The following is a 12,779-nucleotide window of genomic DNA, read 5'->3' on the forward strand; positions in this document are numbered from 1 at the left end:
TTGGTTAGGTTATGTCGATCCGGCGCTGCTCTCAATGCAGCACCAGCGTATGTTCTATCTGTTCCAGCGACCGGCCTTTCGTCTCGGGCATCAGCTTCCATACGAACAGCAGCTGGATACACATCATCAGGCAAAAGAACAGGAAAGTGTTGCCGCCACCGGCCTTCTCGGCTAAAGAAGGAAAAGAAAAAGCAATCATCGCCGCCATGATCCAATGGGTCGTGCTGCCCAGCGTCTGCCCCTTCGCCCGCACCTGGTTGGGGAATATCTCCGAGATGAATACCCAGATGACGGCGCCCTGCGAAAAAGCGAAAAAAGCGATATAAACAAAAAGGAAAACAGGCACGGCCCTGAAATTGGCCGAGTAAAAGGAATAGGAAACAAGGGCCAGCGTGGCGATAAGCCCGAAAGACCCGATCAGCATCAGGGACCGCCTGCCCATCTTGTCGATGAAATTCATGGCCACCAGCGTAAATATAAAATTCACCGCGCCAAGACCGGCCGTCGACAACAGGGCAGAACCCGCCCCAAGACCCGTCATATCGAAGATGCGGGGTGCATAATATATAATAGCATTGATGCCGGAAACCTGGTTGAACACGGCAAACAATACAGCAAGCATCACCGGGGTCCTGAAGCGCTTCGAGAAAAGGGAGGCCTTGGACAGGACAGCCTTCTCTTCCTTGTCCGTCTGCTGGATGTCTTCGATCACCTGTCCGGCCGTGTCGGCATTGATAAGCTCCATAATCTTCTTCGCCTCCGCTACTTTGCCCTTTCTCGTGATCAGCCAGCGGGGACTCTCAGGAACAAAAGGCAACAGCAACAAAAACAACGCAGACGGAATCGCCTGAACACCCAGCATAAGACGCCACGAATGTTCTCCCGTCCGCCCGATGAGATAATTGGAGAGATAAGACACCACAATCCCCAGCACTACATTGAACTGAAACAGCCCGACCAGTCTCCCCCTCCTCGCGGCAGGGGATATCTCCGATATATAAATAGGCGCGGTCACGGAGGATGCGCCAACGCCAAAACCACCCAGAAAACGAAACAGTAAGAAAACAGGCCACGAGCCGGATAGCGCCGTCCCAAGGGAAGACACCAGGTAAAGAAAAGCTATCCCATAGAGTGTCTTCTTCCGCCCCAGTAAATCTGCCGGTATGGCCCCCAGCAACGCACCGATCACCGTACCGATAAGGGCAATAGAAATGGTAAAGCCGTGCTGGACGGCATTGAGGTTCCAGAATTGCTGAATCGATCTTTCCGCGCCGGAGATAACAGCCGTGTCGAATCCAAAAAGAAACCCGCCAAGGGCGATCACGACAGACCAGAGTATTACTTTTTTCCTGTTCATATGGCAACAACTTGGTCCCAAGATAGCCGGAGGAAAAAAGAATCCCTTTTAAAATGATACCGAAATCGACCGAAATCGTATCAACTCATTGTCAGCAGATTAGCAACTGGCCGCAGAAGGCCTGTCTAATATTGTTTCCTGGTTTTTCGATCCTGTTCGGGCTTAAAGTCGCATTCTAAAAAAAATGATACGGAATTGCAGGCCCGATAAAAAAAATAAACCCAACTTTATCTATATGATTGGCTTGCTTAAGAAAACGGGCCGGCTTCGCGTAAAGCCGGCATATTGGTTTATTGTGCTGCTGCCCGCTATTACTATGCTCTTTCCCTCCTGCTCGGGCTCCAATTCCGAAAAAAAATACCGCATCGGCTTCGCACAATGTACCGGCACAGAGAATTGGAAGCAGGCTACCCTGGAAGGGATGCGCCGCGAACTGTCCTTTCACCCGGGCACAGAACTCATTTATAGAAGCGCCAATGACAACAGTGACCTCCAGGTCAAACAGATCAGGGAGCTCATCGCGCAAAACATCGATATCCTGCTGGTCTCCCCCAACGAAGCCACACCGCTCACCGCCGTAGTGGAAGAAGCTTACAACAGTGGCATCCCGGTCGTCATCATCGACCGCAAAATATCTTCTGATCTCTATACCAGCTTTGTCGGCATCAACAACTTCGAACTGGGCAAAATGGCCGGCAACTACGTAGCCCACCTTTTTCATGATACCACCAATATTATAGAGGTCATCGGGCTAAAAGGTTCGACCCCCTCCACCGACCGCCGGTTGGGATTCGAAGAAGGCATCCGCATCAACCCGGCCATCCGCATCAAGACCCGGCTGTACGGCGACTGGCTCAAAGACCCGGCAAAAGAAGAATTCCTCAAAATTCGCGACCGCCTGTCGCCCACCGACGTCGTCTTCGCGCAAAACGACCTCATGGCCCTGGGCGCCTTTGAAGTGTATAAACAGCTGGGCATGGAAAAATCCGTCCGGTTCTTCGGCGTGGACGGTCTGCCTGGGCCGGGTGGCGGGATCCAGCTGGTGTCGGATAAGATCCTCCAGGCCACCTTCCTCAACCCCACAGGCGGGGAGGAAGCCATCGACGTGGCCTTCCGCATCCTGGGAAAACAACCCTTCAACAGGGAAAATATCCTGCCTTCCGTAGTCATCGATTCCACCAACGTCCGGATCATGAAGCTACAGACAGACCGCATCGACAACCAGCAAAAAGACATCGAAAAACAATACGACCTGCTCCAGGAGCAGCAACGCATATACCGCAACCAGCGCAATCTGCTCTATGCCGCCATCGGCGGACTCGTCCTCGCCGTTGTCCTGGGTAGCATCGCCTTCCACTCGCTGCGCAATAACCGCAAGATCAACCGCCGCCTGGAATCGCAGAACCAGGAGATCCTGCTCCAGCAAACCCAGTTATTGGAGATGACGGAGAAGGCAAAGGAAGCGTCTACCGCAAAATTCAATTTCTTCACCAACATCTCCCACGAGTTCAAGACGCCACTCACCCTCATCCTCGGCCCGCTGGAAGACGCCCTGTCCATCCCCAAGCTGCATTTCATGGTAAAAAACGATCTGCAGCTCATCCATCGCAACGTCATGCGCCTCCTTCGGCTCATCAACCAACTAATGGATTTCCGTAAGATCGAAGAGAATAAAATGCGGCTTGCCGCTTCCCGCAACAACCTGGGGGAATTCGTGACGGAGATCGCCAGCTCCTTCCAGACGCTGGCCCGTAAGAAATCCATCTCCTTCAACATCGTCAATAAAGCCCGCGGCCTGGAGGCCTGGTTCGACGTCAACATGCTCGACAAGGTACTGTTCAACCTCCTGTCCAATGCCTTCAAATTCACGCATGACGGCGGCTCCATCGAAGTCACCGTCGATAGGGAGCCCGACGGAAAAACGGCCATCATCATAGTGGAAGATTCGGGAGTCGGGATGACGCACGAAGAGGCCGAGCATGCCTTCGAACCCTTCTTCCAGGGTAATCGATCCGCCATTAACAGCACGGGGCTTGGCCTGTCACTCTCAAAGGAACTCATCTCTCTCCACCAGGGCGATATAATCCTTAGCACCGAAAAGTGGAAAGGTACGAAGTTCACGATCAGACTTCCCCTGGGCAACACGCATCTAAAGTCCGGCGAGATCGTCGAAGAGCAGCCTTCAAACACCGCCTACGAAGATCTCCGCATCTATACGACCGACATCGAACCCGTCGTCCGCGAGGAAGAAACGGCTGTCCGCAACGGCAAGGAACATTCCCTGCTGCTCATCGAAGACAATGAAGACCTCCGCACCTTCCTGAAAGGAAGACTGGGCAACGCCTATGAGATGCACGAGGCAGGCGATGCCGCAACGGGTCTTGCGCTTGCCTATGATATCGTTCCCGATCTCATCATCGCCGATATTATCCTGCCGGGTCAGGACGGCCTCCACCTGACAGAGACACTAAAGCAGGACATCCGCAGTTCGCATATCCCCATCATCCTGCTGACGGCAAAAGGTTCTATGGAAGACCAGATAAAGGGCATCCGGCTAAAAGCAGACGCATTCATCGTAAAGCCTTTCAACCTGGAATACCTGGAAGAGACCATCAACAACCTGTTGAATAACCGGTCCATCCTCCGCGAGCACTACACAAGCGAATTGCCCACCGTATCGAGGTCTAATTCCTCGACAAAGATCGACCGGAAGTTTATCAACGAATTCATCGCCATCGTGGAGAACAACCTTTCGAATGAAGAATTTTCGGTAGATGACATCTGCAGGGAGATCCGGGTGTCGAGGGTACAGCTCTACCGGAAGGTAAAAGCCCTCATCGGGTATAACGTAAACGACTATATCCTCACCGTCCGCCTGCAAAAAGCAAAATTCCTGCTGGCAAAAGAAGACTTGTCCATCGCCGAGATAGCTTTCAAAGTCGGATTCTCATCACAGGCTTATTTTTCGACAGTGTTCAAATCCAAATTCGCACTGACCCCATCGGACTACCGGGAAAGGAAAAAGGGTGGCTGATCCTACAGTTTCTCCAGCAGCACCGCCTGCCTAGGGCCCTCATTTCCCCCAACACTTAAATAATAAATACCAGCCCCAAGCCCCGACATATCCAGCGTCAGATAGTTGTCTCCTGCCACCAGCACAGCGATTCGCTGCCTCACGGGACGGCCGGATGCATCACTAACCACCAGCGCGCACCTTGCAGTTTCCATCATCTTAATATAAACCGTCCTCTTCCCCTCGACGCCTACACTCGGCCATACCGCCAGCTTCCCCGTCGTGGAAGACGTCCGGGCGAACACCACGATCCGACTGTACTGCTCACTGCCGTCATCCAACACACTCAACAGGCGATAATACAACAACCTGCCCGCCGCATTTTCATCGACAAAGGAATACCCACTCTGTCCCGGGCTGGCATCTACCGTCCCGGCGGCTATAAAAGTAACCCCGTCACCCGATCGCTGCACCTGAAACCGGGCAATTTGCCCGTTCGCATCCACCGACCAGGAAAGGCCGGCCGAATTTGTACCGGCAGGAGTAGCCGAAAAGTCCAGCACGGAAAAAGCCAGGACAAAGGCCGGACCTTCATAAGCGCCCATATTCGCATAGGTATTTCCGACATAGGGTCGGTGAACATCCGCAATATCGTCTGCCGGGATGGTAGCCTGGTCCGCGTCTGCCGCAGGCGAGCCGTTACCAAGATGGAGCCCGTCATCGGTCGTAGCCCAGATGCCGTCGCTTCCCGCATAATTACCCGAGTTGTAGAACAGCGGGTTCGACGCGATATTGCCCGTTATCGATCCGCCGGAAAAACCAAGCGCCGCTTGAAAATCATTGTATTTCACCTTGAAGCCACCGGTAGAACCGGCGCCCACGGCAAACCCATCCGGACTGTTGCCCCAGGTAACATTGCCATAGTATTTGGGATTACCCCCACCGGCATCATAGATACCTGCACCCGCAGTCGTCGCACCGTTATTATAGAAAGTACAGTTCTCCATCGTCTCCGAGGTAGCGTTGTTATAGAAACCGCCGCCATAGCCGGTGCAGGAGTTGTCCACGAACACACAGTTGATGATCGATCCCGTCTGCGAATTATGATAGATGGCCCCGCCATTCGAACCGGCGCCCTTGGCGATGTTCGCCTGGAAGACGGTATTGCTGTCAGGGTTGGCAGAGTTATCCCAGATAGCCGCCCCGTTCGATCCATTGGTAACATTACCCAGGAACCAGCAGTGCGAAATGGTCGGGTTCGCCCCGCTGACATCCTCATACAACCCGCCACCGCCATTGCCGCTGCTGGCCGTAGCCGTATTATTGGAAAGCGTATCGTATGCAAGGCTCGGGCTTCCGCCGACGATATACATCCCGCCACCGGAAGGCGCGACATTATTCGATAAATGCGTATTGGTCACGATAAAGGTGTTGCCGCTGGCGCAGGCAAAACCGCCGCCAAACACAGAAGCATTGTTCTGGGAAAAAGTAGTATTCCGCATCACAAAGCTGCTCTGACCGTTGCTCAGAAACCCGCCGCCATAGGAAACCGAGGAATTCTTCGAGAAGGTACAGCCGATCAGCGTATCTCCCGATCCGCTCGAAGCATAAAAACCGCCACCGCCATTGTCGACTGCCGTAGCGCTGGCCGAATTACCTACAAAATTGCAGTAATGAAAGGGAACATTGGAGAGGGAATTGAGGGCGATACCGCCGCCGTTGCCGGTCGCCGTACAGGTATCGAAGGCGCAGCTGGTAAACAGATACGTTCCACTATTGTAGATATATACACCGCCCCCATCACTGGACGTGGAATTATGACTGAAAGTACAATTGGTAAAGGTAGCGGTACTGCTGGTGTTATAGACCCCGCCGCCAGTGCTGGTGGCGACGTTGTTGGTAATAATACAATTGGAATAGGTGACGGTCGTCCCCGAATTGTAGATCCCGCCGCCGGTACTGTTCTGGCCAGCGCCGTTGGCATTCCCGTTCTCGATGGTAAACCCATCCAGAATGGTGCCGGCGGTATTCCCCGTAGAGACCACCACATTGTAGGTGTTATCCGTACTATTCCCAACAATGCCGATATCTCCCGACAAAATGGTGATATTGGTAGCAGCATTTCGCTGGCTCAGCAGTGTTTCCGTCCCGGCAAACCCGCCATAAACAGCTACTCCGCTTTTCAGCACAAAAGAAATTGTCCGGCTGGTCCCGGTGGTAGGGTAATACGTCGTACCGCTGCCACTGCCCACCACCCACACCTGGTCGCCCGAGGCCGCACCGGCAATGATAGTCGCCAATTGGGTGGATGCCGCCGCGTTGGCCCAGCTGCCGCTGCCGGTGCCCGTGCCACCCGGCTTCACATACCAGGTAGTCGCCGCTGCCCTGACACTCATAAGTAAGGTCACGATCATTGCGAATAAGGCCGTTTTCATAGAATTGGTATTTAGGGGTTGATAAAGTCTTACGTAGGTAAAAATAATTACAACCCCTCTCAAACGCAAGCCCACAGAGGGTTTTAACACATAAAAGACTTATCTGGTGTGTCGCGTCCCACCCTTACAGATTTCCTGTCAATTCAACATTTATAAGTCTATAAAGATTATAAATGATTCCCTTATCACCGGATCAAATTACTTTGAGCGCGCATCAAAACATCGGGAATGCAATCGGTTTACAGAATCTCGCATTTTTCACCGAACTTGGCGCCCAAAACCGGACGGAGTCCGGTTTGCCCGAAGGGCCGACATAAAATATCAAATCGACCGCCATGTATCGTTCCAACAAGTTTCGTCTCTTTTTTTTCCTACTCCTCCTGCTCTCTTCAACCACTATCGCCCAACCCCTCCCCTTCCGCGACGCCTCCCTCCCCCAGACAGACAGGGTAAAAGACCTCCTTTCCCGCCTCACGCTCGAAGAGAAAATTTCCCTCCTGGGCTATCGCAGCAAAGCAGTCGACCGCCTCTCCATCCCAGCCTACAACTGGTGGAACGAAGGACTCCACGGCGTCGCCCGGGCAGGCGAAGCCACCGTATTCCCCCAGGCCATCGGCAACGCCGCCACCTTCGACAACGCCCTCCTGCACAAAGCAGGCGATGTCATCTCCACCGAAGCCCGCGCCAAATACAACCTCTCCACCGCCGCCGGCAGGGCAGAACAATACATGGGCCTCACCTTCTGGTCACCCAACATCAACATCTTTCGCGACCCGCGCTGGGGCCGCGGCCAGGAGACCTATGGCGAAGACCCCTTCCTCACGGCGACCATGGGTACGGCCTATATAAAAGGGATACAAGGCAACGATCCGCATTACCTGAAAGCATCAGCCTGCGCAAAACATTTTGCAGTACATAGTGGACCTGAATCAGACCGCCACACCTTCAATGCCATCGTCGACGAAAAAGATCTCCGCGAGACCTATCTCTACGCTTTCAAAAGATTGGTGGACTCCGGCGTGGAGTCCGTCATGTGCGCCTACAATCGCGTCAACGGCGAACCCTGCTGCGCAAGCCCTACCCTCCTTCATCATATCCTGCACGAAGAATGGCATTTCAAAGGGCACGTGGTCACCGACTGCGGCGCCCTCGATGATATTTTCGAAAGACATAAGGCCCTCGCTGGTCCCGTCGAAACAGCCGCCGCCGCGATAAAAGCCGGTGTCGATCTCGACTGCTCGAGCGTATTGCAACAGGACGCGCTAAAGGCCGTCGACGCCGGCCTGCTAACCCGCGAACAAATAGACTCCGCATTGGCGCCCCTGCTCCGCACCCAGCTAAAGCTGGGCTTCTTCGACGACAAGGCTGCCGTGCCCTTTAGCAGCTACGGCGCCGACAGCGTCCGCACACCCGGCCATCTCGCTCTCGCCCGGCAGCTGGCCGCGGAAAGTATGGTCCTGCTGAAAAATGATAAGGGTATCTTGCCCCTGAACAAAGATTCTCTCGCCTCCCTGATGATCGTCGGCCCCAATGCCTTTTCCTTCGACGCCCTCGCCGGCAACTACCACGGAGTCTCCTCCCGCATGGTCACCTTCCTGGAAGGATTGACATCCGCTACGGGCCCCGCCATGCATGTGGAATACGATCAGGGCTGCGATTACAAAGACACCGTCCACTTCGGCGGAGACTGGGCAGCCTCGAATTGCCAGGCGACCATCGCCGTCATCGGCCTCACCCCCGTGATGGAAGGAGAAGAAGGCGACGCCTTTCTGGCCCCTCATGGCGGCGACCGCACCGACCTCAGCCTCCCCGCCGCCCACATCGCTTATATAAAAAAGCTACGGAAAGCCATCCATAACAAACCGCTCATTGTCGTAGTCACCGCCGGCAGCGCCGTCGACCTCACCCCCATTATCCCTTATGCCGATGCCATCCTCCTGGCCTGGTACCCCGGCGAACAAGGCGGCAACGCCCTGGCCGATATTGTCTTTGGCAAGGCCTCACCTTCAGGCCACCTGCCAGTCACCTTCTACCGCGAACTCAGCGACCTCCCTGCATATAAAGACTATAGCCTGAAAGGCAGAACCTATCGGTATTACGACGGCCCCGTCCAATATCCTTTCGGCTACGGGCTCAGCTATACCACCTTCTCCTATGTCTGGCAAAAACAACCGAAGAACAATTACACGCTAAAAGATACCCTGGCCGTTGACCTCACGGTAAACAATACCGGCGACCGGGACGGCGACGAAGTGGTCCAGGCCTATATCGAATACCCCAATGCCGAAAGGATGCCCATAAAAGAATTGAAAGCCTTTCACCGCCTGACGGTGGCAGCACATGGCAGCCAGCAGCTGTCCATCAGTATTCCCATAACCGAACTGCAGAAGTGGGACCTCGCCGCCGGCAAATGGCGGCTATACAAAGGAAATTATAAGGTAGTGCTGGGCAGCCATTCCCGCGATGAAAAGCTGACCGCAGCATTCACCATACACTAGACCGAAAGCCTGATCTTCTTCTTTTCCAGCACCCCGGTGAGCAAAACGATAAGAAAGGCAAAGACAAGCGACTTGCCAACGCCTATCCAGCCCGTGCGCAACACCTCCGGCAACTGCACAGAAGGGCCAAGCAGTTTAAGGATAGCAAAATGAATATCGGGTAGCAAATAACAAGTCAACGTGATCGTACCCGCGGGCCTGATCAGGCGATACCAGTCCTGACGACCCTGCACATCTACAATATAACCAAGCAACACCACACACCCGACGCTGATACCCGTACAGATCAATATCCATGAGGGAGTAACCCCCAGCTTGGCGATCCCCCCGATGGACCGCAGGATAAATCCCGCCACGATCAACACCGGCGTCCAGGCCGTCAGCACAAGCAGTCCCTTCACCGCCTTGCCGCTGTTTGTCATCCGCTGATAATACACCGTAGTCATCACCCCAGCCATGGTAAAGGCCGAAAGCCCGCCGCTACCACCCAGGGAAAGATAATGCATCATTGTGCCTCCTCTCGTATGCGCCAGGATCGCAAAACCAAGAAAATACAGAAAGATCACTCCCAACGCCCACAGCCTGTCACCGATGAAGAAGTACAAAAGCGCGCAGGTGAGATAACACCAGCCGATGAGCCCGAGTATACCCCACCAGGACGGCTCTAACCACTTGGGATGCTCGGGCGTCCCACCCTTGTAAATGATGGCCATGAACACCAGCGCCGCAACGCCGATGCCCCGAAACAACCATTTGCGTGCCACAGACCAGGACTCCGGATAAACAAGCCAGATAAAAAAGAAAGCAATCGTAATGATCAGCAGGAATCCAAATTGCGATACCAGCGCAGGCCCCTGCGTAAACTCTTCATAATTCACCAGGAAAAACCCCATCACCAGCAAGGCAAAGCTCCGGCGCAGGATATGCAGCAACGTCGTCGTCCGCGAAGCGCCCCGCTCCCGCCCAGCCCGGATAGCCAGCGGTATCGAAAGCCCGACGATAAAAAGGAAAGCAGGAAAAACAGTGTCGGCCAGCCCAAGCCGGTCCTCGCCTTCCCGGGCATGCTCCAGCCATTCAGGAACGCGGATGTCAAGGATAAGGTCGTTGACAAAGATCATCAGCAACATCGTTATTGCCCGGAAGGCATCGATGGAAGCAAGGCGACGGGTTATTTTTGTCATAAAAATTTTTTCCAGTAATAAAGCCAGTCGATCATTCTGCTCGTATATCCGTATTCGTTATCAAACCAGGCGATCAGCTTCACCTGCCGTCCCACCACCGAGGTAAGCGTCCCATCCACCACACAGGAATGCGTATCTCCCTTGATATCCAGCGACACCAGATCCTCTTCGGTGTAGTCGAGGATGCCCTTATACTCCTGCCTGGCCGCATTGAAAAAAAGCGCATTTATCTCACTCGCCGGCGTCGCCGTCTTCAATTGCACCGTGAAGTCGGCCATGGCCCCATTGGCAACCGGCACCCGCGTCGACACGGTGGCGATCTTATCCTTCAGAGCAGGCAGCAGTCTCTCCAGCGAGCCGGCAAGATCTATCTCCACCGGGATGATAGACTCTGCTGCGGCCCGGCCCCTGCGGTATTGCTTGTGGGGTGCATCCACCAGCTCCTGCCGGGAAGTATAAGAATGAAGGATATTTGCCTGCACAGATTCAATACCTATCTGATTCAGCAGATACAAAATATGCGTCGAACAATTGGTCATACAGCCACCGGGCGAAACAATGGCGGTGTCGGCGTTAAGCACATGCTGGTTGAACCCGTAGATCAACAGCGGTACATCCGGCGAACCCGTCGTAGACAACAACACCTTACGCGCGCCCGCGGACAGATGAATGGCTGCCGCATCTCCCTTCGTAAACCGGCCCGAACACTCCAGCACGATGTCGATGTCAAGCGCCGCCCACGGCAGTTCCCGCGGGTCTTCCTGTCTGAACACAGCGATCTTCTTGTCCCCGACAGAAAGATGATCGTCCGCATAGCCCACCCGGTAAGGTAAAGTTCCGTAAACGGAATCATACTTCAACAGGTAAGCAAGATTTTCCGGCTCCATAATATCGTTGACGGCGACAAGCTCGATGCCGCCCTCGTTTAATAGCCTCCGGCTCAGCAATCGCCCTATCCGCCCCATTCCGTTGATTGCAACGCGCATGATAATGATTTATTTAGCTTTAAAAGTAGGAACAAATATACAGGTTAACATATACAGGCGTTTCAGGCATTTTTCCGAAATTTGCGCATGTCTATACAACCTCCGACCCACATCCTCGTCATCGACGAGATACCGCTAATCGCTGTTGGACTCCATGAAACCTTCCGTTTCATTGATCCGGCAATCCGGGTGGAACACACCGAAAACGTCTTCACCGCCTTGTCGGCAAAATCGTTCGAAGCTGTCGACTGGCAGCTGATCATCCTTGGCTCAACCGAAGAAAACACCCCCGGCAGCCTCCTGCTGCCCGCCGCCGAACTGAAAGCAAAATTTCCAGGCAGCCATCTCATGATCTACACCGGCACCTATGACCCGCACATCATCGAAAAGATGAAGGAGACCGGCATCGACGCCTATGTCCACAAAGCAGAACCCGTCGACGAGATCCGCAAAGCCTACCAATACATAATGGCCGGCGAACCTTACATCTCCGGCATCTTCCACACCCTGTTCTTCGACTATCGCTATGGAGTAAAAAGGTAGCCTCCCCAAATGCGCGCACGCGGCGCCACGAAAATTTCCCCGTTTTCTGAGCGGAATTTCCTACCTTCGGGAAAGTCATCAGATGATAGGATGAGAAAGCCAACCACTCCCCTTCCACGTCACTCCCTCGCCGATGCCGTCGTCGGCAGGCTCCAGCAACAGCTGTCACTGGGCGTATACAAAGCAGGTGACAAATTACCCTCGGAGCCCGAACTGATGGCCGAATTCGGCGTTGGCCGCAGCACCATCAGGGAGGCCATTCGGATCCTGGCCAATACCGGGCTGGTAACCGTACGCCAGGGCTCCGGCACGATGGTGGAACCCCAGCGGGGCATCGCCGAACCACTGCCGCAACGCCTGCGCCGCGCCGACGCCACCCACCTGGATGAAGTAAGACAACTGCTGGAAATGAAGATCGCCGAGAAAGCAGCCCTTCTCCGCACCCGCAGGGATATTACAAAAATGAAGGCATTGTTACAGGATAGGAACACCGCCGCACAGGCCGGAGATACGGAAGGGGCTATCAACAGCGATATCCGGTTCCATGTCGCCATGGCGGTCGCCGCCCGCAATGACATCCTGGCCGATTTGTATCGCTCCGTCGCCGAACAGATGGGCCGGCATTTCCACCAGACCTATCTGACAACCGATAGATTCATCGAGACGCAGCAGCTGCACGAACTCCTGCTGCAAAGTATTATCGACCAGGACCCTAAAAAAGCCTGGCAATACGCGGCAAAGATCACCGCAGGTTAAATGAATTTGA

General features: G+C 54.2%; 8 protein-coding genes. 4 read left to right on the forward strand and 4 right to left on the reverse strand.

Translation table 11 applies throughout. From position 1 onward, the window contains the following. Positions 1 to 31: 31 nt before the first annotated feature. Positions 32 to 1,357, reverse strand: a complete 1,326-nt coding sequence (locus tag IEY39_RS06370) for a sugar porter family MFS transporter (protein ID WP_188929605.1) — start codon at positions 1,355 to 1,357, stop codon at positions 32 to 34. Positions 1,358 to 1,592: 235 nt separating this feature from the next. Between IEY39_RS06370 and IEY39_RS06375 the strand changes: the two genes are divergently transcribed. Continuing rightward, positions 1,593 to 4,391, forward strand: coding sequence for a hybrid sensor histidine kinase/response regulator transcription factor (locus IEY39_RS06375; RefSeq protein WP_229688796.1), 2,799 nt, complete (start codon positions 1,593 to 1,595; stop codon positions 4,389 to 4,391). Positions 4,392 to 4,393: 2 nt separating this feature from the next. Here IEY39_RS06375 and IEY39_RS06380 read toward each other — a convergent pair whose 3' ends face one another. Next, positions 4,394 to 6,805, reverse strand: a complete 2,412-nt coding sequence (locus IEY39_RS06380) for a right-handed parallel beta-helix repeat-containing protein (protein WP_188929606.1) — start codon at positions 6,803 to 6,805, stop codon at positions 4,394 to 4,396. A 335-nt stretch (positions 6,806 to 7,140) separates the two neighbouring features. Here IEY39_RS06380 and IEY39_RS06385 point away from each other — a divergent pair, with 335 nt between their 5' ends. Continuing rightward, positions 7,141 to 9,303 (forward strand): glycoside hydrolase family 3 N-terminal domain-containing protein, encoded by a 2,163-nt coding sequence (locus IEY39_RS06385; RefSeq protein WP_188929608.1) that lies wholly within the window; start codon positions 7,141 to 7,143, stop codon positions 9,301 to 9,303. Here IEY39_RS06385 and IEY39_RS06390 read toward each other — a convergent pair. After that, positions 9,300 to 10,484 carry a DUF5009 domain-containing protein gene (locus IEY39_RS06390; RefSeq protein WP_188929610.1) on the reverse strand — a complete coding sequence of 395 codons (1,185 nt, stop codon included), beginning with the start codon at positions 10,482 to 10,484 and terminating at the stop codon, positions 9,300 to 9,302. The genes IEY39_RS06385 and IEY39_RS06390 overlap by 4 nt on opposite strands. Beyond that, positions 10,481 to 11,470 (reverse strand): type I glyceraldehyde-3-phosphate dehydrogenase, encoded by a 990-nt coding sequence (locus IEY39_RS06395; protein ID WP_188929613.1) that lies wholly within the window; start codon positions 11,468 to 11,470, stop codon positions 10,481 to 10,483. Before IEY39_RS06395 ends, IEY39_RS06390 begins: the two co-directional genes overlap by 4 nt. A gap of 87 nt (positions 11,471 to 11,557) precedes the next feature. Between IEY39_RS06395 and IEY39_RS06400 the strand changes: the two genes are divergently transcribed. Next, positions 11,558 to 12,013 carry a helix-turn-helix domain-containing protein gene (locus IEY39_RS06400; RefSeq protein WP_188929615.1) on the forward strand — a complete coding sequence of 152 codons (456 nt, stop codon included), beginning with the start codon at positions 11,558 to 11,560 and terminating at the stop codon, positions 12,011 to 12,013. A 90-nt stretch (positions 12,014 to 12,103) separates the two neighbouring features. Beyond that, the gene (locus tag IEY39_RS06405; protein ID WP_188929617.1) at positions 12,104 to 12,769 is read left to right on the forward strand and encodes a FadR/GntR family transcriptional regulator; all 666 of its coding nucleotides are present in this window, start codon (positions 12,104 to 12,106) and stop codon (positions 12,767 to 12,769) included. Positions 12,770 to 12,779 lie beyond the last annotated feature (10 nt).

The organism is Puia dinghuensis (genome assembly GCF_014642875.1).
Lineage (GTDB): Bacteria > Bacteroidota > Bacteroidia > Chitinophagales > Chitinophagaceae > Puia > Puia dinghuensis.

What these genes read in the sequence shown, in the direction of transcription:
- IEY39_RS06400 (WP_188929615.1), top strand. Translation starts at nt 11,558, where the DNA reads ATGTCTATACAACCTCCGACCCACATCCTCGTCATCGACGAGATACCG.
- IEY39_RS06380 (WP_188929606.1), bottom strand. Translation starts at nt 6,805, where the DNA reads ATGAAAACGGCCTTATTCGCAATGATCGTGACCTTACTTATGAGTGTC.
- IEY39_RS06375 (WP_229688796.1), top strand. Translation starts at nt 1,593, where the DNA reads ATGATTGGCTTGCTTAAGAAAACGGGCCGGCTTCGCGTAAAGCCGGCA.
- IEY39_RS06405 (WP_188929617.1), top strand. Translation starts at nt 12,104, where the DNA reads ATGAGAAAGCCAACCACTCCCCTTCCACGTCACTCCCTCGCCGATGCC.
- IEY39_RS06370 (WP_188929605.1), bottom strand. Translation starts at nt 1,357, where the DNA reads ATGAACAGGAAAAAAGTAATACTCTGGTCTGTCGTGATCGCCCTTGGC.
- IEY39_RS06390 (WP_188929610.1), bottom strand. Translation starts at nt 10,484, where the DNA reads ATGACAAAAATAACCCGTCGCCTTGCTTCCATCGATGCCTTCCGGGCA.
- IEY39_RS06385 (WP_188929608.1), top strand. Translation starts at nt 7,141, where the DNA reads ATGTATCGTTCCAACAAGTTTCGTCTCTTTTTTTTCCTACTCCTCCTG.
- IEY39_RS06395 (WP_188929613.1), bottom strand. Translation starts at nt 11,470, where the DNA reads ATGCGCGTTGCAATCAACGGAATGGGGCGGATAGGGCGATTGCTGAGC.